At 60.5% G+C, this 23,516-nt stretch carries 18 protein-coding genes; 4 read left to right on the forward strand and 14 right to left on the reverse strand.

Features of this window, described 5'->3' with window-relative positions:
- The first annotated feature begins 36 nt into the window (after positions 1–36).
- Complete coding sequence (locus D8U60_RS11725; RefSeq protein WP_130900179.1) at positions 37–3,165, forward strand: membrane-targeted effector domain-containing toxin; 3,129 nt, start codon at positions 37–39, stop codon at positions 3,163–3,165.
- A 77-nt stretch (positions 3,166–3,242) separates the two neighbouring features.
- Here the strand turns inward: D8U60_RS11725 and guaA are convergent, their stop codons facing one another.
- From guaA to D8U60_RS11745, 4 genes are all read right to left on the reverse strand, one after another.
- Positions 3,243–4,820, reverse strand: a complete 1,578-nt coding sequence (guaA, locus tag D8U60_RS11730) for a glutamine-hydrolyzing GMP synthase (protein ID WP_016773344.1) — start codon at positions 4,818–4,820, stop codon at positions 3,243–3,245.
- 125 nt (positions 4,821–4,945) lie between these two features.
- Positions 4,946–6,415, reverse strand: a complete 1,470-nt coding sequence (guaB, locus tag D8U60_RS11735; protein WP_016773343.1) for an IMP dehydrogenase — start codon at positions 6,413–6,415, stop codon at positions 4,946–4,948.
- Positions 6,416–6,520: 105 nt separating this feature from the next.
- Entirely contained in the window at positions 6,521–7,069 is a 549-nt protein-coding gene (locus tag D8U60_RS11740; RefSeq protein ID WP_016773342.1) for a hypothetical protein, read from the reverse strand.
- A 135-nt stretch (positions 7,070–7,204) separates the two neighbouring features.
- A complete protein-coding gene (locus tag D8U60_RS11745; RefSeq protein WP_024014205.1) occupies positions 7,205–7,972 on the reverse strand; it encodes a sulfite exporter TauE/SafE family protein in 768 nt (255 codons plus the stop codon).
- 188 nt (positions 7,973–8,160) lie between these two features.
- Between D8U60_RS11745 and xseA the strand changes: the two genes are divergently transcribed.
- From xseA to leuA, 3 genes are all read left to right on the forward strand, one after another.
- Positions 8,161–9,540: an exodeoxyribonuclease VII large subunit gene (gene xseA, locus D8U60_RS11750; protein ID WP_130900180.1), complete on the forward strand. Its 1,380-nt coding sequence runs from the start codon at positions 8,161–8,163 to the stop codon at positions 9,538–9,540.
- Between the two features lie 3 nt (positions 9,541–9,543).
- A complete protein-coding gene (locus D8U60_RS11755) occupies positions 9,544–10,365 on the forward strand; it encodes a peptidoglycan DD-metalloendopeptidase family protein (RefSeq protein WP_130900181.1) in 822 nt (273 codons plus the stop codon).
- Between the two features lie 395 nt (positions 10,366–10,760).
- Complete coding sequence (leuA, locus tag D8U60_RS11765) at positions 10,761–12,440, forward strand: 2-isopropylmalate synthase (RefSeq protein WP_016773339.1); 1,680 nt, start codon at positions 10,761–10,763, stop codon at positions 12,438–12,440.
- A 179-nt stretch (positions 12,441–12,619) separates the two neighbouring features.
- Here leuA and D8U60_RS11770 read toward each other — a convergent pair whose 3' ends face one another.
- The 10 genes from D8U60_RS11770 to rlmN all read right to left on the reverse strand — a co-directional run bounded on the left by D8U60_RS11770 (position 12,620) and on the right by rlmN (position 23,497).
- Positions 12,620–13,411, reverse strand: coding sequence for an amidohydrolase (locus D8U60_RS11770; protein WP_110603672.1), 792 nt, complete (start codon positions 13,409–13,411; stop codon positions 12,620–12,622).
- Positions 13,399–14,547: a pyridoxal phosphate-dependent aminotransferase gene (locus tag D8U60_RS11775; protein WP_130900182.1), complete on the reverse strand. Its 1,149-nt coding sequence runs from the start codon at positions 14,545–14,547 to the stop codon at positions 13,399–13,401. The genes D8U60_RS11770 and D8U60_RS11775 overlap by 13 nt, the downstream gene beginning before the upstream one ends.
- Before the next feature lie 151 nt (positions 14,548–14,698).
- Positions 14,699–16,171 (reverse strand): ribosome biogenesis GTPase Der, encoded by a 1,473-nt coding sequence (der, locus tag D8U60_RS11780; RefSeq protein ID WP_024014210.1) that lies wholly within the window; start codon positions 16,169–16,171, stop codon positions 14,699–14,701.
- 135 nt (positions 16,172–16,306) lie between these two features.
- A complete protein-coding gene (gene bamB, locus D8U60_RS11785; RefSeq protein WP_051600540.1) occupies positions 16,307–17,458 on the reverse strand; it encodes an outer membrane protein assembly factor BamB in 1,152 nt (383 codons plus the stop codon).
- Entirely contained in the window at positions 17,451–18,092 is a 642-nt protein-coding gene (locus tag D8U60_RS11790; RefSeq protein WP_016773334.1) for a tetratricopeptide repeat protein, read from the reverse strand. Before D8U60_RS11790 ends, bamB begins: the two co-directional genes overlap by 8 nt.
- Positions 18,093–18,133: 41 nt before the next feature.
- Positions 18,134–19,423 (reverse strand): histidine--tRNA ligase, encoded by a 1,290-nt coding sequence (gene hisS / locus D8U60_RS11795; protein ID WP_024014212.1) that lies wholly within the window; start codon positions 19,421–19,423, stop codon positions 18,134–18,136.
- A 22-nt stretch (positions 19,424–19,445) separates the two neighbouring features.
- The gene (ispG, locus tag D8U60_RS11800) at positions 19,446–20,555 is read right to left on the reverse strand and encodes a flavodoxin-dependent (E)-4-hydroxy-3-methylbut-2-enyl-diphosphate synthase (protein ID WP_016773332.1); all 1,110 of its coding nucleotides are present in this window, start codon (positions 20,553–20,555) and stop codon (positions 19,446–19,448) included.
- A gap of 3 nt (positions 20,556–20,558) precedes the next feature.
- Positions 20,559–21,578, reverse strand: a complete 1,020-nt coding sequence (locus D8U60_RS11805) for a RodZ family helix-turn-helix domain-containing protein (RefSeq protein ID WP_024014213.1) — start codon at positions 21,576–21,578, stop codon at positions 20,559–20,561.
- Positions 21,578–22,336 carry a type IV pilus biogenesis/stability protein PilW gene (gene pilW / locus D8U60_RS11810; RefSeq protein WP_016773330.1) on the reverse strand — a complete coding sequence of 253 codons (759 nt, stop codon included), beginning with the start codon at positions 22,334–22,336 and terminating at the stop codon, positions 21,578–21,580. The genes D8U60_RS11805 and pilW overlap by 1 nt, the downstream gene beginning before the upstream one ends.
- Positions 22,337–22,348: 12 nt before the next feature.
- Complete coding sequence (rlmN, locus tag D8U60_RS11815) at positions 22,349–23,497, reverse strand: 23S rRNA (adenine(2503)-C(2))-methyltransferase RlmN (protein ID WP_024014215.1); 1,149 nt, start codon at positions 23,495–23,497, stop codon at positions 22,349–22,351.
- Positions 23,498–23,516: the final 19 nt, after the last annotated feature.

A 23,516-nucleotide genomic window follows, 5' to 3' on the forward strand; every position in this document is an offset into this window, starting at 1 on the left:
ATCTTCCGCCTTTGTGTCTCAAGGATGAACACCCGCATGACCGCTCCCGAACGTCGTCTGCTGCCAAACGCAGCGGACAAAACCGCCCTCAAAGCCATCGCCACGACCATTGTGCAGAACTGCCCGAGCCTGCTCGATGCGGCCCGGCAAGTTGCGATCGAACTGCTGACCGACAAAGGGCTATCCGGCTTCGATCCCGACCAGGTTTATTTCCATCGATTCAAAACGGCGCAAAGCAGCGCGCTGACCTTTACCGGTTGGGAACACTTGCTGGAAAAGCCTTATGAAACGCTCACCCTCACGCAGTTGGTGATCCATCGATTTCGTGCGACCGATCAAGACAACGCAGATTTGCTGGGCCTTTACTGTGGCTTCTACTCGGATGGCCCGAACGCGGAGAATTTCAATCAGAGCAACGAAGTGCGACTGCTTGGCAGCGATGTGCTGAAGGCATTCTGGGCCGTTGATTTCAGCACGCGTTACAGCGATCAATTGGCCAAATTCTGGCAAACCTCGTCGGAAGACTTCCGCGCCCTGGCCAAGTGCAACTTCCTCGGTCAGGCGGTGCAGGCGCTGCAACAGGGGGACGTTGACGGCAATGATTTTCAACGCATCGTCACCTCGCTGATCGGCCCCGTTACCTGGCCGGTAACCCTGCAAATGCTCCGATCGACGTACCCGGTCGGCGCGCAGGTGCGCACGCTGGATCTGGACGGTCACGTCGCCACCAACGTGCTGCGTCTGGTCGAAGACAGTGGCCGGCAGACCCTTTACCTGCCGGGACAAGCCCAGGCCTTTCGGCTGATGGACACTGCGGCGGATCTGCACTGGTGGTTGCTCGAACAGATGAATTCAGAGCAGAAACGCCCTTTGTTTCTCAAGCACTTCTCGTTGGCTGACAGCAATCACATCACTGAGAACCTCACTGATCTGATGAACCGTTTGGTGAGCACCTGGGGCCACAGCGATCACCGGATGATCAACCGCAGCAACGTTGCGATCAGCGGTGACGCCTTCACGTGGTTACGCGAGTCGACTCGCGCGGGCATGATTGCCGAGGCGCATCTGGTGCTCACGTCCAACAGTGAGCTACGCAGGAAACTCTGGACCGGGTATCTGAGCGCCGGGCTGAAAGTGTTCGGCCCGATGGCGGCCGTGGGCTGGCCGGTGGCTTTGCCCTTGATCGGCGCCGGCGTCGCGAACATGGGGCTGAACATCGATCAGGCGATCAACGGCATTACGGCGACCGAACGTAGAGCCGGGGTGATCGGTGCGGTGCTCAGCGCTATCGAAACCGTATTCAATGTGCCGTTCCTGATCGGCACCGGCGCGCAACTGGAAGTCGGGCCACAGGTCGAGTATGCCGAGGCTGAAGAGATGCGTGGTCTGGTCGAGCTTGCCTCGGCTGACACGCGATTATTGCCACCTGTGGATCCGCCACCTGTCACAGCGGCTGAAGAAGCGAGCAGCGAGTTGGCAAACGAGATACCCAGCGGGGCGACATTCGTCGACGTCACTGAGCCCTTGAATACGCCTGCTACACGGCAAGGTTCGACATTTCCACAAGTACCTGCCAGCTATCGATGCAACGAGTTACTTGCGCAACATTCCGTAGAGGCGACGCCGGGGAAATACGAAGGCATTTACCGCCTCGACAACGAGCCCGGTCATGCCATCGAAATGGATGGCGATGCCTATTACGTGCGCTACTTCGCCGACTCGCAGGACAGCGGCAACTGGGCAATCATCGATCCCGAGCGCCCCAACCAGTTCGCTTATTCGTTGCCGGTCCGCCTGGGAAGCGCTGGCAAGTGGGAGCGCATGCCTGCGCTGCGGCTGCGCGGAGGCGGCCAATGCGTGGGCAAGGCGTGTGCGCCGGAGACAGATTTGAGCCCTTCTGAGGCAACACCATCGGTGGATCTGCCACGCGTCGAACCGCTTCCAGGCGTTCCGTGCCCGCTGCGCCTGGTTACGGCGCTCAAAGATATTTCAGAGACGGAAAAACCCGGAATGAGGAGATGGGCAATGAACTTGCCCAACGCTTCTGCCGAGTCAACAAGCGCTGGACGCCGTTATTTACTGGCTACCGACCGTTACCAGGCGCATTTCAGCGAACAACGAACAGCACTGCTGAACAACGCCGGAGAATTCTTTCGAGAGCTGAAATGGACAAATCTGCCGGGACGGCCGCTCATTCCGCAAATCGATCCCTTGATGCAAACCGAAGAGCTGATAGATCTGATGTTTGCCAATACCGATGGACTGGCGGTCGGAGAAACCCTCGATCGCATCGCCAGCATGCGCTTCATGATCGAGAACATGCCAACGTTCGCGCGGCATATCAGAACGCTCTACGTGCGTGGACTACTGAGTGATTTCGCCCAGGATGACCTCAACCATTTCTACCTCTCTGGAGACATGTCAGAGGACCTCACTACCTATTTGTCCAGCCTGGGTACCGACCCTGAGAACCGGTTCAACATGCTCGAATTGATCACGTCTGCCCAAGCCAATGGCGTCCGCGTCCATGGACTGGACGCAGCACAAACCTGCACGCTGAAAGTCCCACTCACTTCGATCGAAGAGCAGATGATCAAGACCCGCCTGGCAACGCAGATCATGGAGCGTGACAAGCTCCTCAACAGACCCGGCAAGTGGGTGGCTCTGGTCGATGCCACGAACACCAATACCTTCAGGGACCTGCCAGGCATAAGCGAACTCAGGGGCGGTATCGGTTTGCGCATCGAAGAAGTCTGGCCCGACGAGGCAGCCGACGTCAGGATTGACCCGGGAGTGGAAGTCGCTCGCGGTCCGTTTCACAACGGGACGACGACAAGCAACGCCTTCGACCCTCTGTTCGCTGACCTGCGATTGCAGGTCGAGGCCCCCGTGCCGCCATGGAATGACGCTACGCTGGAAAAGCTTCTGCATCGCAATGGCATGTTCGTGATACGAAAAACAGAACCCAGCACATACACACTCGTGCGGCGCAACAGCGCCAGTAACATCGTGCAAACAAGGGTGCATTGCACCGCAGATGGCCGGTTTTATATCTGGGACCAGTCGATGCGCCGCATCACCGGCATGATATTCCGCGACATCGCCGCAGTAGCCGAGCGCCTGATCGAGCTCGGCATGACCCTGCAAAGTCGTTTACCCCGCTGATCTGTTTTCAGGGCTCTGAAACGAAAAAACCCTTGGCTTCACACCAAGGGTTTTTCGTTATTCGAACCGCAGCGGGATCATTCCCACTCAATCGTCGCCGGCGGCTTGCTCGACACGTCGTAAGTAACGCGCGAGATGCCTTCGATTTCGTTGATGATGCGGCCGGAAACGGTTTCCAGCAGTTCGTAAGGCAGGTGCGCCCAACGTGCGGTCATGAAGTCGATGGTTTCCACGGCACGCAGGGCCACGACCCAGGCGTAACGACGGCCATCGCCGACCACGCCGACCGATTTCACTGGCTGGAATACTACGAACGCCTGGCTGACCTTGTGGTACCAGTCGGCCTTGCGCAGTTCTTCGATGAAGATGTGGTCGGCGCGACGCAGCAGGTCGGCGTATTCCTTTTTCACTTCACCGAGGATGCGCACGCCCAGGCCCGGGCCCGGGAACGGGTGACGGTAGACCATGTCGTACGGCAGGCCGAGTTCCAGGCCGAGACGACGGACTTCGTCCTTGAACAGTTCGCGCAGGGGCTCGACCAGTTTCAGGTTCATTTCTTCCGGCAGGCCGCCCACGTTGTGGTGCGACTTGATCACGTGGGCCTTGCCGCTTTTCGCGCCAGCCGACTCGATCACGTCCGGGTAGATGGTGCCCTGAGCGAGGTACTTGATGTTGTCCAGCTTGCAGGACTCGGCATCGAACACGTCGATGAAGGTGCGGCCGATGATCTTGCGCTTCTTCTCCGGGTCGGCTTCGCCGGCCAGGTTGTTGAGGAACTGCTCCTCAGCGTTGGCGCGGATTACCTTGACGCCCATGTTCTCGGCGAACATGGCCATCACTTGCTCGCCTTCGTGCAGACGCAGCAGGCCGTTGTCGACGAAGACGCAGGTCAGCTGATCGCCGATGGCCTTGTGCAGCAGTGCGGCAACCACCGAGGAGTCAACGCCGCCGGACAGACCCAGCAGCACGTTGTCGGTGCCGACCTGGGCGCGGATGTTGGCGATGGCGTCTTCAGCGATCTTCGACGGCGTCCACAGGGCTTCACAGCCGCAGATGTCGAGCACGAAGCGCGACAGGATGCGACCGCCCTGTTTGGTGTGGGTCACTTCCGGGTGGAACTGCACGCCGTAGTAAGCGCGGTCGTCGTTGAACATACCGGCGATCGGGCAGCTTGGGGTGCTGGCGAGGATGTGGAAGTCTTCCGGCATCTTCGTGACTTTGTCACCGTGGCTCATCCAAACGTCGAGGCCGAAAAGGCCGTCGGCGTCGATGTGGTCTTCGATGCCGTCGAGCAGGCGGCTCTTGCCGACCACGTCAACGCGGGCGTAACCGAACTCACGCAGTTCGGAACCTTCCACCTTGCCGCCCAGTTGCTCGGCCATGGTCTGCATGCCGTAGCAGATGCCGAATACCGGAACGCCCAGGTCGAACACTGCCTGCGGGCAGCGCGGGCTGTTGGCTTCGTGCACGGACTCGGGGCCGCCGGCGAGGATGACGCCTTTAGGGGCGAATTCGCGGATCGCATCTTCGTCCATGTCGAACGGGTGCAGTTCGCAGTACACGCCGATCTCGCGCACGCGGCGGGCAATCAGCTGGGTGTATTGCGAACCGAAGTCGAGGATCAGGATGCGGTGAGCGTGAATGTCGAGGGCCATGAAAGAAACTCTGAAAAGCAGTTGCAAGCTTCAAGCTGCAAGCTGCAAGTAATCGGAAGCCGAGCGGCACTGCTCTGACGCAGCACCGCTTGCAGCTTGTAACTTGTGGCTTAGAGCTGTCGGCGTCAGCCGACCCGGTAGTTCGGCGCTTCCTTGGTGATCTGCACGTCGTGAACGTGGGACTCGGCCATGCCGGCACCGGTGATCCGCACGAACTCGGGCTTGGTACGCATTTCTTCGATGTTGGCGCTGCCGGTGTAACCCATCGAGGAACGCAGGCCGCCCATCAACTGGTGAATGATCGCGCTCAGGGTGCCTTTGTACGGCACACGGCCTTCGATGCCTTCCGGGACCAGTTTCTCGGCGCCTGCCGAGGAGTCCTGGAAGTAACGGTCGGACGAGCCTTGAGCCTGGGACATGGCGCCCAGCGAACCCATGCCGCGATAAGCCTTGTACGAACGACCCTGGAACAGTTCGATCTCGCCCGGGGCCTCTTCGGTACCGGCGAACATCGAGCCCATCATCACGCAGGACGCACCGGCCACGATGGCCTTGGACAGGTCACCGGAGAAACGGATACCACCGTCGGCGATCAACGGCACGCCAGTGCCTTCAAGGGCGGCGGCGACGTTGGCGATGGCGCTGATTTGCGGCACGCCGACACCGGCGACGATACGGGTGGTGCAGATCGAGCCAGGGCCGATACCGACCTTGACTGCGTCGGCGCCCGCTTCGGCCAGGGCCTTGGCGGCAGCGCCGGTGGCGATGTTGCCGCCGATCACCTGCACTTCAGGGAAGTTCTCTTTGACCCAGCGTACGCGGTCGATCACGCCTTTGGAGTGACCGTGTGCGGTGTCGACCACCACCACGTCCACGCCGGCGTTGACCAGTGCTGTCACGCGATCACCGGTGTCTTTACCGGTGCCGACCGCAGCGCCAACGCGCAGACGACCTTGGTCGTCCTTGCTGGCCAGCGGGTAGGCTTTGGCTTTTTCGATGTCGTTGACGGTCATCATGCCTTTGAGGGCGAATTTGTCGTCGACGATCAGCACGCGCTCGATGCGGTGCTTGTGCAGCAGTTCACGCACGTCGTTCTTGTCGGCGCCTTCCTTGACCGTGACCAGACGCTCTTTAGGCGTCATCACTTCGCGGACAGTGGCTTCCAGACGGTTTTCGAAACGTACGTCGCGGGAGGTGACGATGCCGACCAGGTCGCCATCGTGCAGGACCGGAACGCCGGAAATGTTGTGCAGACGGGTCAGTTCGAACAGATCACGCACCGTGGCATCGGCCTCGATGGTGATGGGATCCTTGACCACACCGGCTTCGAACTTCTTGACCTTGCGCACTTCGGCAGCTTGCTGCTCGATGGTCATGTTCTTGTGGATAATGCCGATGCCACCTTCCTGAGCCATGGCGATTGCCAGACGGGCTTCAGTAACGGTGTCCATGGCGGCAGAAACCAGAGGAATATTCAGTTCGATGCCACGGGTAAGACGGGTCTTGAGACTGACTTCGTTGGGAAGTACCTCGGAATAACCGGGCACTAGGAGAATGTCGTCGAATGTCAGAGCTTCTTGGCTGATACGCAGCATCGCGGGGGCTCCCGAGCGGGAAAATGGAAGCGCGCCATTATAGTCAGACACCCCCTGCTGTTCAATGTAAAACTCAGCCTAATTGATAGATGGAAAAGCCCGGCCCTACAGCTCCACCTTGACCCAAGAGACAGGTTGATCGAGCCAATCGGCGAACTCGTCGATAAAGCTCTGCTTGAACCCGGCCTCCAGCCAATTGTTGAAAATGAAGCCGAGGTTGGAAAACGCGCATTCCTGCAAAAACAGGAAGCCGTTGATGTCGTCCTCGTGCCCGCATTCCGGGCAGGTGAAATTGTCGGTGCGCCCTGGAAACCAGTCTTCAAGACTTTCGAACAGTGCCTCGCCCACTTCGCGGCGGCACTCGGCGCAACCAGCCTCCTCGAGAAAGCCCTTGGCCGGTGTGTAGATGCAGCGTTTGGTGACGATCTCCAGGCCATTGATCGGCTCGCCGAACGGCAGCGCTTCGGGGTACAGCACCACGGCGCGAGCACCATCAGCGATGGCGTGGGCCATGCGGTTGCCGGTGCGGCCGCAGGTGGTCAGCTGTTCTTCGATGATGTTCTTGCGCACCAGCCAGCGCACGATCGCCCGCGCCCGGGGCTCGTGCACCGGCAGGGTGGAGATTTTCGGGACGATGATGCTTTGCGAGTTCATGGGAAATCCTGCGGTGTGACTTCTAACGACTTCGCGAGCAAGCTCGCTCCCACAGAGATTGCATGCCAATGTGGGAGCGAGCTTGCTCGCGAAGAGGCCCTGAAGGCCGGCAGCTTAATCCCTGAAGAAATCCGGTCAAGTGCTGAAATAGCGCACGATCAACGCGATGCCGCTGGCCAGTACCAGCCAAGTCACCAGCCGCACAAACGCCTCGCGCGACAACCTCATGGTCAGCCGCCGGCCGATCCACAAGCCCAGCGCCATCGCCGGCAACAGACACAGCGCCAGCATCAACAAGGGTAGCTCGGCATACACACCGGCGATGACAAACAGACTCAAGCGCACCACGGTGCTGCAACTGATCAACGCACTTTGCGTGGCCCGCGCCGCGTCCTTGGGCAGGCGGCTGTTCAGATAGATCGCGTAAAGAAAGCCGCCACTGCCAAACAAAGCGCCAAACAACCCGCCCACTGTGCCCATCGGCACCGCCCACGCTGCCGACAACTGTGCCGGCCGCGCTTTCACCCACAGGCTGTAAACCGCATAGGCGCTGATAAACAGCCCCATCAAAAGCAGTAACAGATCGGATTTCAGATTCAGCAGGAAGATCACCCCCAACGTGCAGCCGATCGCCATGCACGGCAGCAGCCTGAGCAATTCCGGCTTGGCGACGTCGCGCCGCGAGGGCAGCAGATTGCCGAATGCGGCGACGAAATCGAGCAGCACCAGCAGCGGCACGATTTTCGACAGTGGCATGAACAGGATCAGCATCGGCCCCGCGACCAGCGCCGTGCCGAAACCGGCGATGCCGAATACGATGTAGGCCAAGGCGATGGCCACCCCGATGGCCGCCCAACCGCCAGCCCCCCACGACCACGCCCCCAACAGCTCCATCACGCTCATCAACGCGTTTCCTTTAATAAGTCCGCCGACGGTTACGACTGACACTCGCCCTGTAGGAGCTGCCGAAGGCTGCGATCTTTTGATCTTGATGTTGAAAAAGCAAGATCAAAAGATCGCAGCCTCGTTGCACTCGACAGCTCCTACAGGGTTCGTGCAATGAGCAGAAGAATGCCTTTAAACTGCGCCCCATGATTAAAGATCCCTTTGCAAGACTTGGCCTGGACCGTGAAGTCCTGACCGTCAGCCAGCTCAACGGCCGCGCGCGGGTGTTGCTTGAAGACGTGTTCAGCAACATCTGGGTCGAAGGCGAAATTTCCAACCTCGCACGTCCGGCGTCCGGCCACGTCTACTTCACCCTCAAGGACAGCGGCGCCCAAGTGCGTTGCGCGTTGTTCCGGCAGAACGCCGCGCGCGTGCGCCAAGCGTTGAAGGACGGTCTGGCGGTCAAGGTGCGCGGCAAGGTTTCGCTGTTCGAAGGCCGTGGCGACTATCAGCTGATCCTCGACACCGTGGAGCCGGCCGGTGACGGCGCGCTGCGTCTGGCCTTCGATGCGCTGAAGGAAAAGCTCAGCGCCGAAGGCCTGTTCAGTGCCGAACGCAAAGTGCCGCTGCCCGCGCATCCGCAGCGCATCGGCATCATCAGTTCGCCAACCGGCGCGGTGATTCGCGACATCATCAGCGTGTTCCGCCGCCGTGCGCCGCAGGTGCAACTGACCCTGATACCGACTGCCGTACAAGGCCGCGAAGCCACTGCGCAAATCGTCCGCGCGCTGAAAATGGCCGATGCCCGCGGCTTCGACGCGCTGATCCTCGCCCGTGGCGGCGGCTCGCTGGAAGACCTCTGGTGCTTCAACGAGGAAGCGGTGGCGCGCGCGGTCGATGCCTGTGTCACGCCGATCGTCAGCGCCGTCGGCCATGAAACCGATGTTTCGATCAGCGATTTTGTCGCCGACGTCCGCGCCCCCACGCCCTCGGCCGCCGCCGAACTGCTCGCCCCGGATTCCAGCCATCTGATCCGTCAGGTCGAGAGCCTGCACCGGCGTCTGGTGATGCGCATGCGTGACCGCTTGATGCGTGATCGCCTGCGCCTGGAAGGCATGGCGCGACGGTTGCGCCATCCCGGCGAACGTCTGCGCCAGCAGGCGCAACGTCTGGACGATCTGGACATGCGCATGCGCCGCGCATTCGAACGCAGCCTCAATACCCGCCGCGAACGCCTGATCCGTCTGGAAACCCGTCTCGCCGGGCAACATCCGGGGCGCCAACTGGCCATGCTTCGCCAGCGCCTCGACAGCCTCGCCGAGCGTCTGCCCCGGGCCATGCGCGATGCTCTGAAACAGCGTCGGCAGCAATTGCTCAGTCAGATGCAGACCCTGCACGTGGTCAGCCCGCTGGCGACTCTCGGTCGCGGTTACAGCATCCTGCTCGACGAGCGTGGCCACGCGATCCGCAATGCTGCGCAGACCCACACCGGCCAGCGCCTGAAAGCCAAGCTCGGCGAAGGCGAACTGCAAGTGCGCGTCGAGGACAATCACCTGACGCCCGTCACCCTCTCTTTACTGGACTGATCCATGCCGCGTTTTCTTGCTCCGCTGCTGTTGCTCTGCCTGACCTTCAACGCCCACGCCGACAGTTACATCACCCGGCTGCTGAACAAACCGGTGCCGGGCGGCGTCGCCGTGGTGGATCTGGGCACTGCCGCGCAGGCGCCGAAAGCTTCTTATCAGGGCAAACCGGTGCTGGTGGTCAAAGAGCAGAACAACTGGTTGGCAATCGTTGGCGTGCCGCTGACGGTCAAGCCTGGCGCGCAGCAGATCAGCAGTGGCGGGCGCAATCTGCCATTCACCGTGGGCAGCAAGAAATACCCGGAACAGCACATCACCCTGAAGAACAAACAGCAGGTCAATCCGAACGCCGACAACCTCAAGCGCATTGAGGGTGAACTGGCGGAACAGATCGCGGCTTACCGCAGTTTCAGCCCGAACACGCCGAGCAATCTGCTGCTGGACAAACCGGTCAACGGGCCGCTGTCGAGCAAGTTTGGCGTGCGTCGTTTCTTCAATGGCGAAGAACGTAATCCTCATGCCGGTCTCGATTTCGCAGTGCCCGCGGGCACGCCGATCAAGACTCCGGCGGCGGGCAAGGTGATTCTGATCGGCAATTACTTCTTCAACGGCAACACGGTTTTTGTTGACCACGGCCAAGGCTTTATCAGCATGTTCTGCCATATGTCGAAGATCGACGTGAAGAACGGCCAGCAACTGGCGCGCGGCGCGGTGGTCGGCAAAGTCGGCGCGACCGGCCGGGCAACCGGGCCGCATATGCACTGGAACGTCAGCCTGAATGACGCGCGGGTGGATCCGGCGATTTTCATTGGTGCCTTCCAACCTTGAGTATGTGTTGAGGCGACCGGCCTGCTCGCGAAGGCGGCCTATAAAACACCGCAATACTCAATGAATCTCCAAAAACTTAATTGCGCCCCAATCTAGCCCCACGCAAACATCAACAACTTCCACCGCCTTAAGCGCAATAAATTCCTGCAAAATCCCGCTTTCCGGGTATTCCTCTCAATTTTTTCCGACTGCTTGCCATCCTTTCCCCTCGCGGTTAGGGTTGAAGTCATGAAAACCTCTCACACCCTCATTCAGCTTCGCCAGCACCGCAGCCTGTGCCTCGTCAGCGCACGACTGCCAAGCTGAATCGCTGCGCCTCGTCCCACGCTTTTCCAAGAACATTCGTTCAACCGGCAGGCCGCCTCTTTTCGGCCCAGACAACAAGGAATTTCCCGATGAGCATGCTCAAAGACCCGTCTTCGAAATACCGCGCGTTTCCCGTCATCAACCTGCCTGATCGCACCTGGCCGTCGAAGACCATCGACGCCGCGCCGATCTGGTGCAGCTCCGACCTGCGTGACGGCAACCAGTCGCTGATCGAGCCAATGGACGCGGCGAAGAAGCTGCGCTTCTGGAAAACCCTGGTGCAGGTCGGCGTGAAGGAGATCGAAGCGTCGTTCCCCGCCGCGTCGCAAACCGACTTCGACTTCGTGCGTACCCTGATCGAAGAAGGCCACATCCCGGACGACACCACCATTCAGGTACTGACCCAGGGCCGTGAAGACCTGATCGAGCGCACCTTCGAATCCCTGCGCGGGGCGAAGAAAGCCATCGTTCACCTGTACAACGCCACCTCGCCTTCTTTCCGTCGCATCGTCTTCAACCAGGACAAGGACGGCATCAAAGCCATCGCGGTCAACGCTGCCAAGCTGTTCGTCAAATACGCAGCCATGCAGCCGGAAACCGAGTGGACCTTCGAATACTCGCCGGAAACCTTCAGCGCTACCGAGCTGGAATTCGCCAAGGAAGTCTGTGACGCCGTGATCGAGGTGTGGAACCCGACGCCTGAGCACAAAATGATCCTCAACCTGCCGGCCACCGTTGAATGCGCAACGCCGAACGTTTACGCCGACCAGATCGAGTGGTTCGGCCGCAACATCAACCGTCGTGACAGCGTGATCATCAGCCTGCACACCCACAACGACCGTGGCACCGGCGTTGCGGCCACCGAGCTGGGCCTGATGGCCGGCGCCGATCGCGTCGAAGGCTGCCTGTTCGGCAACGGCGAACGCACCGGTAACGTCGACCTCGTCACCGTCGCGCTGAACATGTACACCCAGGGCGTCGACCCTGAGCTGGACTTCTCCGATATCGACGGCGTGCGCAAGGTCGTCGAAGAGTGCAACCAGATCCAGGTGCACCCGCGTCATCCGTACGTTGGCGACCTGGTCCACACCGCGTTCTCCGGCTCGCACCAGGATGCGATCCGCAAGGGCTTCGCCCAGCAGAAACCGGACACCCTGTGGGAAGTGCCGTACCTGCCGATCGACCCGGCCGACATCGGTCGCAGCTACGAGGCGGTGATCCGTGTCAACAGCCAGTCGGGCAAGGGCGGCATCGCTTACTTGCTGGAGCAGGAATACGGCATCAGCCTGCCACGCCGCATGCAGATCGAGTTCAGCCAGGTGGTGCAGCGTGAGACCGATCGCCTGGGCCTGGAGATGACCGCCAAGCAGATTCACTCGCTGTTGATCAGTGAATACCTGCAAGCCAATACGCCGTACGCACTGGTCAGCCATCGTTTGCAGGAAGAGAACGGCAACAGCGCCGTCGAAGTCGAAGTAGCCAGCAAAGGTCAGGGCGAAACCAACCTGCACTGGCGCGGCAAGGGCAACGGCGCGCTGGAAGCACTGGTCGCCGGCCTGCCGATTCCGGTGGAAATCATGGACTACAACGAACACGCAATCGGCGCGGGCACCAATGCCAAAGCAGCGGCCTACATCGAACTGCGGGTGAACGGTGAACGTGCGGTGCACGGCGTGGGTATCGATGAAAACATCACCACCGCCAGCTTCAAGGCATTGTTCAGCGCGCTGAACCGCTCGCTGAGCCAGCCAGAGGCAAAAGCAGCGTAATCCGACTGCTGAAATGCGAAAGGCCCCGGAGTGTGAGCTCCGGGGCCTTTTTTTGTCGATCAAAGGATGCGATCGTTCCCATGCTCCGCGTGGGAATGCCTCAAGGGACGCTCCGCGTCCAGTGACGCGGAGCGTCACGGGCTGCATTCCCACGCAGAGCGTGGGAACGATCGGCTGCCTCAGGTGAACTCGAAAGTGTCGGCATCCAGGTTCGCCGGAAAGCGCTCGCGATACGCCGACAACGGCGCCGCTTCCACAATCACCTTGAACACGCCATCCGCCTCCCCCGCCGCCAGCAACGTCTCGCCCTGGAAATCCAGCACCTGACTGTCGCCGGTATAGGCGAAGCCTTTGCCATCGCTGCCCACCCGATTTACCGCTGCCACGTAGCAGAGATTTTCAATCGCTCGTGCCGGCAGCAGGCGGTTCCAGTGCAGACGCCGTGCGCCCGGCCAATTGGCGGTGTACAGCAGCAGATCGGTGTCCTGCGCGTCCCTGCTCCACACCGGGAAGCGCAGGTCGTAGCAGATCAGCGGACGAATCCGCCAACCCTTGAGCTCGAACTGCACCTGCCGCTCGCCGGGCGTGTAATGGTTGTGCTCGCCGGCCATGCGGAACAGGTGCCGCTTGTCGTAATGCAGCACTTCGCCGTCTGGCCGCGCCCAGAGCAAGCGGTTGCGATGGCTGCCGTCAGCCGCCTGAATGATCACGCTGCCAGTGATGACCGCATCGAACTTCGCTGCCTGCGCCCGCAGCCATTTGCTGGTCGGGCCGTTTTCGGCTTCGGCGAGGGTTTCCGATTCCATCGAGAATCCGGTGGTGAACATCTCCGGCAGGATGATCAGATCGGCGCCCCGGGCCTGCTCCAGCAGCAGCTCGAAATGCTCGAGATTGGCCTGGCGATCGTGCCAGGCCAGGCTGGTCTGGATCAGCGCCAGGGTCAGGTCTGGCAATGCACTCAGATCACGCATAGTTTCGCCGCCGCTTCACGCAGCGTCTCCTCGCGTTTGGCAAAGCACAGGCGTATCAGGCGCTGGCCCTGCGGTGGATTCTGGTAGAACACCGACACCGGAATGCTCGCGACACCGTGCTCGCGAGTCATCCACATGGCCATCTCAACATCGTTCAGATCCGGACGGATCTGCGAATAATCGACCAACTGGAAATAGGTGCCGGTGACCCGGGTAAAACTGAAGCGCGACGGCGCGAGCAGATCGCAGAACAGATCGCGCTTGGCCTGATAGAAACCCGGCAGCTCTTCAACGTGCTCCGGGTGCTCGGCCATGTAATCGGCCAGCGCGTATTGCAGCGGCGTGACGCCACAGAAACTGACGTACTGATGCACCTTGCGCAATTCGGCCGTCAGCGCTGGCGGTGCGACGACGTAGCCGGTTTTCCAGCCGGTGACGTGGTAAGTCTTGCCGAACGAGCTGACCACGAACGCGCGCTGATACAGCTCTTCATGGGCCAGCACGCTGACATGTGGCATGCCGTCGAAAACCAAGTGCTCGTAGACTTCGTCGCTGATCAGATAGATGTCGCGATCACGGATCAACGCCGCCAGTTGATCGAGCTCGGCGCGGCTGATCAATGCGCCGCTGGGGTTGTGCGGGGTGTTGATGACGATCATTTTCGTGCGCGGGCTCAGGGCCGCAGCGAGCTGGTCGAAGTCGATGGAGAAATCGACCGGATTCAGCTGCACATGCACGCAACGACCACCCGCCAGCTCCGTTGCCGGTGCGTAACTGTCGTAGCATGGATCGAAGACGATGACTTCATCGCCGCTGTGAATCACTGCCTGAATCGCGCAGAAGATCGCCTGGGTCGCGCCGGGCGTTACCGTCACTTCATGATCGGCATCGACAGTCACGCCGTAGCTGCGGGCGATCTTGGCCGCGATCTGCTGACGCAATGCCGGCAAACCGGTCATCGGCGAATACTGGTTATGGCCACTGGCGATATGCCGCCCGACCGCATCACGCAACGACTGCGGGCCGTCGAAATCCGGGAAACCCTGGGACAGGTTGATCGCGCCGGTCTGCGCCGCGAGCTGAGACATCTGCGTGAAAATAGTGATGCCGACATTCGGCAGCTTGCTGGTGATCATCGGAGGCCCCTTGCAGGTGAGCTGCAAGTTTCAAGCGTCAAGCTGCAAGCTGCAAGCAAAAACCCGCGCCCACAAAAAAGGGCTTCATACGAAGCCCTCTCTGCTTTACCGCTTTTACTTGCAGCTTGCAGCTTGAAACTCGCAGCTGCTTCTATTTCTTGTCGCGGCGCTTCTTGCTGGCTTTCTTGTTGTGCGACATCAAGCGACGCTTCTTGTTGACCTGGCGGTCGGTCAGCGTGTTCTTGTTGCCTTCGTACGGGTTCTCGCCGCCCTTGAACTCGATGCGGATCGGCGTACCGACCAGCTTGAGCACACGACGGTAAGTGTTTTCCAGATAGCGCACATACGACTTCGGCACTTTCTCGATCTGGTTACCGTGGATCACGATGATCGGCGGGTTCGCACCACCCAAGTGAGCGTAACGCAGCTTGATCCGGCGGTTGTTGACCATCGGTGGCGCGTGCTCGCCCACCGCATCTTCCAGAATCTGGGTGAGACGGTTGGTCGGCCAGCGGGTAACCGCGGACTTGAACGAGTTCTGCACCGAAGCGTAGAGGTTGCCCACGCCCGTGCCGTGCAGGGCCGAGATGAAGTGAATGTCGGCGTAGTCGACGAAGAACAGTCGACGTTGCAGCTCGACTTTGACGAAGTCGCGCTCGCTCGGCGTCATGCCGTCCCACTTGTTGATCGCGATGACCAGCGCACGACCGGATTCGATCGCGAAGCCCAGCAGGTTCAAGTCGTGATCGACCACACCCTCGCGGGCGTCCATGACGAAGATCACCACGTTGGCGTCTTTGATCGCCTGCAGGGTTTTGACCACGGAGAATTTTTCGACTTCTTCGTGGATCTTGCCGCGCTTGCGCACACCGGCGGTGTCGATCAGCGTGTACTTCTCTTCATTGCGCTCGAACGGAATGTAGATGCTGTCGCGGGTGGTGCCCGGCTGGTCATACACGATGACCCGGTCTTCACCGAGCATGCGGTTGACCAAGGTCGACTTGCCGACGTTCGGACGACCGATGATGGCGATCTTGATCCCGTCTTTTTCGCTCGGACCAGGAATGCGCTTGGCTTCCTCGCCTTCGGCAACGACTTCTTCCTCTTCGCCTTCAGCCGGCTCGTCATCATCGCGCGGGAATTCGCTCAGAGCGGCTTCCAGCAGTTGCGTGATGCCACGGCCGTGGGCGCCGGCGATAGGGATCGCGTGGCCCATGCCCAGCGGAGCGAATTCGGCGCGGGCCATTTCCGGGTCGATGTTGTCGACCTTGTTGGCCACCACGTGGGAACGCTTGTTACGTTTGCGCAAATGCTCGGCGATCATCTGGTCGGCAGCGGTAAAACCGGCCTTGGCATCTACCAGAAACAGCACCACATCGGCTTCTTCGATGGCCAGCAGCGACTGCTCGGCCATTTTTTCGTCCATACCATGTTCGTCACCGGAGATACCGCCGGTGTCGATCAGAATGTAGGAACGCCCTTGCCACTTGGCCTCACCGTACTGGCGATCACGGGTCAGACCGGACAGGTCGCCGACGATGGCGTCACGAGTCCTGGTCAGGCGGTTGAACAAGGTGGACTTGCCGACGTTCGGTCGGCCCACCAGGGCGATTACGGGAACCATGCGGCTCTCCACTTCGTTATTTCAGAAAATACAAAAGCCGCTGCGAGGCAGCGGCTGGTGCTCGGGGCAACACCCGGGGGCGCTGCAAACCCTGCTGATGCAGGGCCGCTTGGGGATGAACCCCAAGCATAGTTGTTACTTGATGGTCAGGGCTTCCAGTTTGCCGCTGTTGCCATACACATAAATCGTGTCGCCCACCACCAGCGGACGGGCACGCAGGCCGTCGCTGTCGATGCGCTCACGGCCGACGAAACGACCGTCGACCTGACTCAGCAGATGCAGATAACCTTCCAGGTCACCCACAGCTACGTAGCTGGAGAACACTTCCGGTGCCGACAGTTGACGGCGAGCCAGCGAGTCGTTGCTCCACAGTGCGGTGGTGGAACGCTCGTCGACGCCTTCAACGGTGCCCGAAGACAGGCTTACGTAGACGCTGCCGAAACCCTGAGCGATACCGGCGTAGCTCGACGCGTCGCGCTGCCACAGTTGACGACCGCTTTCCAGATCCAGCGCCGCAACGCGACCCTGATAACTGGCCACGTACAGCGTGCCGCCGGACAGCAGCAGACCGCCGTCGATGTCGACCACGCGCTCCAGTTCCGAACGCCCCTGTGGAATGGCGATGCGTTGTTCCCACACTGGCACGCCGTTGGAGATGTCCAGCGCGACCACTTTACCGGTCGAAAGGCCAGCTACCGCCAGGCGGTTGGTGACCAGCGGAGCACTTGTGCCACGCAGGGTCAGGACCGCCGGGGTGCTGTCATACACCCAGCGCTGGTTGCCGGTGGCAGCGTCCAGACCGATCAGACGATCGTCCTGGGTCTGCACAACGACCACGTCGCCATTGTTGGCCGGCGGCGCGAGGACTTCACTGTTGACGCGGGCACGCCACTTCTCTTCACCGTTGCTGGTGTCCAGAGCGACGACTTCGCCACGCAGGGTACCGATCAGTACCAGACCGTAACCCACGCCGACGGCGCCGGAGACAGGCAGTTCCAGATCCTGGTCCCACTTCACGTCGCCGTTGCTGCGATCCATGGCCATTACGACACCGGTCACATCGGCGGCGTAGATGGTGTCACCGTCGATCGCCGGCACCAGCATGTTGTAGGTTTCGCCCTGACCATCACCGATCGAGCGGCTCCACTGCTTCTGCAGAACCACTTCTTCTTTGAAGTCGGTCAGTTCGGCCGGTGGCAATTCTTTCTTGCTGTTGCTGCTGCAACCCGCGGCCAGAAGGGCCAGAGCCAGCAATGCTGCATGCTTCCAACGGATCACGTCACGCATCCCCTTTGGCCAGGTCGTCGAGCTTGATTTGAAGGCCACCGACCGCCGCTTCATCCGACAGTGCCGCCTTGGCTTTTTGATACGCCTTGTTCGCGTCATCGGTACGGCCCAAGCGCACCAGCAGGTCGCCCTTGAGTTCTTCGCGAGTGGCCAGGAACGCTTTGTCGGCATCGCCGTCGAGCAGTTTCAGGGCGTCTTCGGCCTTGTCCTGCGCGCCCAGCACCTGCGCCAGACGCTGACGGGCGATTTCGCCCAGCGCCGGGTTGGCCGGCTTGTCGACGATGGCTTTGAGTTCGGTTGCCGCGTCGTCCAGCTTGCCGCTGTCGACCGCTACTTTGGCGACGAACAGGCTGCCGTACTGCGCGTAGGCCGAACCGCCGTATTCGCTGTTGAGCTTGCCGGCCAGATCCGCAACGCGGGCGGCATCAGGCTTGCCGTCAGGCGTCAGCGTGGTTTCCAGCAATTGCTGATAGAGCACCGAGGCGCCTTGCGACTGGTTGCTCTGGTATTTGTGATATGCCTGCCAGCCGAACACGATGACCAGCGCCAACAGGCCGCCGGTGACCAGAGGTTTGCCGTTGCGTGTCCACCAGTCCTTCAAATCCGCCAACTGTTCGTCTTCGGTACTCGACACCCCAATACTCCTTAATCGCTAAATCGGCTGTTAAGACAGCTTCAACCCTGCACGACGCAGGTGGCCAGGTGAGCGGCGAGCGCATCCCAGGCAATGCTTTGTTGTTCGCCCTGGCCACGCAGGGGTTTGAAACCTACCACTTGCTGGGCCATTTCGTCGTCACCGAGGATCAATGCGTACAGCGCACCGCTCTTGTCGGCCTTCTTGAACTGGCTTTTGAAACTGCCGGCGCCGGCATTGACTTGCAGGCGCAGGTTTGGAAGTTCATCGCGAACCCGTTCGGCCAGGGCCAGACCGGCCAGCTCGGCCTCTTCACCGAAGGCGCAGAGGTAGACGTCGACCTGACGGGAAATTTCCTGCGGGATCTGCTCAAGGGTTTCGAGCATCAATACCAGACGCTCGATGCCCATGGCGAAACCGACGCCCGGGGTTGGCTTGCCGCCCATCTGCTCGACCAGACCGTCGTAACGGCCGCCCGCGCACACGGTGCCCTGGGCGCCGAGCTTGTCGGTGACCCATTCGAAAACGGTTTTGCTGTAGTAATCGAGGCCACGCACCAGTTTCGGATTGAGCACGTAAGGAATGCCAACGGCATCCAGACGCGCCTTCAGGCCTTCGAAGTGAGCGCGGGACTCGTCGTCGAGGTAGTCGGCCATTTTCGGCGCATCGACCAGCACGGCCTGGGTGTCGGCATTTTTCGTGTCGAGCACGCGCAGCGGGTTGGTTTTCAGGCGACGCTGGCTGTCTTCATCGAGCTTGTCGTGGTGCGCCGAGAGGTACTCGACCAGCGCTTCACGATAGCGACCACGGGATTCGCTGGTGCCGAGGCTGTTGAGTTCGAGCTTGACCGCATCACGGATGCCCAGCTCGCCCCACAGGCGCCAGGTCATGATGATCAGCTCGGCGTCGATGTCCGGACCGTCGAGGTTGAACACTTCCAGACCGATCTGGTGGAACTGGCGATAACGGCCTTTCTGCGGACGCTCGTGGCGGAACATCGGGCCGATGTACCAGAGTTTCTGCACCTGACCACCGCCGGTGATGCCGTGCTCGAGCACTGCACGTACGCAGGCCGCAGTGCCTTCCGGACGCAGGGTCAGGGAATCACCGTTGCGGTCTTCGAAGGTGTACATCTCTTTTTCGACGATATCGGTGACTTCGCCGATCGAGCGCTTGAAGAGCTCAGTGAACTCGACGATCGGCATGCGGATCTGCTTGTAACCGTAGTTATCCAGCAGACGCGCCACGGTGCCTTCGAAATAACGCCACAGCGGGGTCTGTTCGGGCAGGATGTCGTTCATGCCACGAATGGCTTGCAGAGACTTGCTCACAAAATTTCCTTAATTCGTTCGATCAGCCGCGCGCGATAACGGCAGCGTCAGCTTCGACCTTTTCGGCCGCTTTCTGGCGGATCAGCTTTTCCAGCTCGTCCACCAGATTGTCATTCGTCAGCTTCTGCGACGGCTTGCCGTCGATGTAAATCAGGTTGGGCGTGCCGCCGGTCAAGCCGATATGGGCTTCCTTGGCTTCGCCGGGGCCGTTGACCACGCAACCGATGACCGCGACATCCAGCGGCACCAGCAGGTCTTCAAGGCGCCCTTCCAGCTCGTTCATGGTCTTGACCACATCGAAGTTCTGCCGCGAGCAGCTCGGGCAGGCGATGAAGTTGATGCCACGGGAACGCAGATGCAAAGACTTGAGAATGTCGTAACCGACCTTCACTTCCTCGACCGGGTCGGCCGCCAGCGAGATGCGGATAGTATCGCCAATCCCTTCGGCGAGCAGCATACCTAGGCCCACGGCGGATTTCACCGTGCCCGAACGCAAACCGCCAGCTTCAGTGATGCCGAGGTGCAGCGGCTGGACGATTTCTTTCGCCAGCAAACGGTAGGCTTCGACGGCCATGAACACGTCGGAGGCTTTCACGCTGACCTTGAAGTCCTGGAAATTCAGGCGTTCGAGGTGTTCAACGTGGCGCAGCGCGGATTCGACCAGCGCCGCCGGGGTCGGCTCGCCGTATTTCTTTTGCAGGTCTTTTTCCAGCGAACCGGCATTGACGCCGATGCGGATCGGAATGCCGCGATCACGGGCCGCATCGACCACTGCACGCACACGATCTTCACGACCGATGTTGCCCGGGTTGATGCGCAGGCAGTCCACACCCAGTTCGGCTACGCGCAAGGCGATTTTGTAGTCGAAGTGGATATCGGCCACCAACGGCACTTTGACCAGTTGTTTGATCTTGCCGAACGCCTCGGCGGCGTCCATGTCCGGCACCGAGACGCGAACGATGTCGACGCCGGCGGCTTCCAGACGATTGATCTGCGCCACCGTCGCAGCGACATCATTGGTGTCGCTGTTGGTCATGCTCTGCACAGCGATCGGCGCGTCGCCGCCCACCGGTACGTTGCCGACCCAGATCTTGCGCGATTCGCGACGTTTGATTGGAGATTCGCCGTGCATGACTTATTGACCCAACTTCAGGCGAGCAGTCTCGCCACTGGTGAACGGAGCGATATCGACCGGTTGGCCGTTGTAGCTGACCTGTGCTGCGCGGGCCACGCCCAGACGCACATTGAGCGGCGGTTTGCCGGAAACGCTCACGCTGTCGCCTTTATGCTTCAGACCACTGAAAATCACTTTGCCACGGCCATCGGTCACCTGTGCCCAGCAATCGCCGGTGAACTGCAATTGCACCTGGCCTTCGCCGGCAACCGGAGCAGCTGCTTCAGCGCTTGGCGCTTGGGCGACCGGCGCGGTCGGGGCAGGTGTCGCTGGGACATTCGGCGCTGGAGTGGCCGGAGCCGCCACCACTGGCGCAGGCGTCTGTGCCGGTGCGCTTGGCGCAACTGCCGGGGCAGCCGGCTCGGCTGCTGGCGCGGCAGACTCGGCGCCGGTCGATTCGGCACTGGTTTCCGACTGCGGCAAGGCCAGCGATGTCGAATTGTCTGCCTGATTTTCGGCGACAGCCTGGTCTTCCGGCTCGTCGATCGGGTGGATCTGCGTGGTGCCGTCAGCGCCTTCGACTTCGACGTGCTCCGGTGCGAGGCTGGTCAGATCGCGGGTGCGCTGCGAGGTCTGATCCTGCCACCAGACGAATCCGCCGCCGATGACCGCGATCAGCAGCAACAGGCTGACGATACGCAAAATTGTGTGGGAAACCCGCACCGGCTCTTCGATACGACCGAGGGCGTGAACGTTGCTGCCCTGGGAGTCGGTGCCGGTGGACTGGTCGAACTGCTGAACCAGAACGGTCTGGTCCATGCCGAGCAATTTGGCATAGGCGCGAATGTAACCGCGAGCGAAGGTATGCCCCGGCAGCTTGTCGAAAGCGCCGGCTTCAAGATTGCTCAGGGATGTCACGGTGAGGTTGAGCTTGAGGGCCACTTCGGCCAGCGACCAGCCATTGCTTTCGCGGGCCTGGCGCAGGGTCTCACCGGGATTTACGCGATTCGCTGCTACAACTTCGGGATGCGCCGCTTTCATCATTGCTCCGACAGGTATTGCTGATATTCCGGCGTACCGGGATAGAGTCGTTTTAATTGCAGACCGTAACTGGCTGCCTTGTCGCGATCTTCAAACACTTTTGCCAGCCGAACGCCGAGCAATAGACTACGTGCATTTTGTTCGGTGAGCTGGCTGAAACGGTCGTAATAGTCACGCGCGGGCACATAATGCCTGTCTTCGAAGGACAACTCAGCCATTTCCAGCAATGCGCGTGGTTGTTGGCGATTCAGGCGCAGGGCTTTTTCCAGCTGTTGCTGGGCCAGATCACGCTGGCCAAGCTTGGCGGCGGTCATGCCGAGATTTTCGAAGACCCGCGAGCGCTCAGGATACAGGGTATCGGCGGCCGCTTGTTCAAAACGCTCGTAGGCTTCCTTGTAGCGCTGTTCTTCGTAGAGAAAACTGCCGTAGTTGTTGAGGATGCGCGCATCGGCGGGACGTGAGGACAGGGCCTTGCGAAAGTGCTCGTCGGCCAGTGCCGGCTCCATCTCGGCCTGGAACACCAGACCGAGGGCCGCATTGGCGTCGGGGTCGGAACCGTCCAGCTCCAGCGCTTTCTTCAATGGCACCTTGGCGCGCTCGGTCATGCCTTGCTGCAGATAGCCCAGCCCCAGCTGCACGTAGGCAGCCCGCGCTTCATCGCGGCCCTTGCTGGTCTTCATCGGGTTGTAGTCACCCGACAGGACACAACCAGCACACAGGCTGGCCAACAGCAACAGCAGCGCAAAGCGCAGGGACATAGAGATCCTCTCTTAGTTAGTGTTCGCGGCGTTCTGTGCCAGATCGCTGTCGGCGCTCAACTCGCGCACGGCGATGTAACGTTCGCTGCGACGGGTGCGATCCAGCACCTGCCCTACCAATTGACCACATGCGGCATCGATGTCTTCACCACGGGTGGTGCGCACGGTGACGTTGAAACCGGCCTGATGCAACTGATCCTGGAAGCGGCGGATGGCATTGTTGCTCGGCCGCTCGTACCCGGAGTGCGGGAACGGGTTGAACGGGATCAGGTTGATCTTGCACGGGATATCTTTAAGCAACTCGATCATTTCCACCGCGTGCTCAAGCTTGTCGTTGACGTCCTTTAGCAAGGTGTACTCGATGGTCAGCACACGTTTCTCGCCAAGGGCGGACATGTAGCGCTGGCACGACTCGAGCAGCATCTTAAGCGGATATTTCTTGTTGATCGGCACCAATTGGTTACGCAATGCGTCGTTCGGTGCGTGCAGGGACAACGCCAGGGACACGTCGATGTGCTTGGCCAGCTCATCGATCATCGGCACCACACCCGAGGTGGACAGGGTCACACGGCGCTTGGAGATCCCGTAGCCGAGGTCATCCATCATCAGATGCATGGCGGCGACGACGTTGTCGAAGTTCAGCAACGGCTCGCCCATGCCCATCATCACCACGTTGGTGATGGCGCGGTCGACGGTGGCCGGGACGCTGCCGAAAGATTTGTTGGCAATCCACACCTGACCGATGACTTCGGCGGCGGTGAGGTTGCTGTTGAAGCCTTGCTTGCCGGTGGAGCAGAAACTGCAATCCAGGGCACAGCCTGCCTGGGACGAAACGCACAAAGTGCCGCGCTTGCCCTGGGGAATGTACACGGTCTCGACGCAGCTGCCGGACGCCACGCGCACCACCCATTTACGGGTGCCGTCGCTGGAGATGTCCTCGCTGACCACTTCCGGACCACGCACTTCAGCAATGGCCTTGAGCTTGTCGCGCAAGGCTTTGCTGACGTTCGTCATGGCGTCGAAATCATCGACGCCAAAGTGGTGAATCCATTTCATTACCTGACCGGCACGGAAACGCTTCTCCCCGATTGAGTCGAAGAATTTTTCCATTTCCGGCTGGGTCAGACCCAGCAGGTTTGTTTTAACAGTCGATGTAGTCATGGATTCACCTTCACTCTGC

It is taken from the genome of Pseudomonas sp. Sample_11, assembly GCF_004307505.1.
Classification (GTDB): Bacteria; Pseudomonadota; Gammaproteobacteria; order Pseudomonadales; family Pseudomonadaceae; genus Aquipseudomonas; species Aquipseudomonas atacamensis.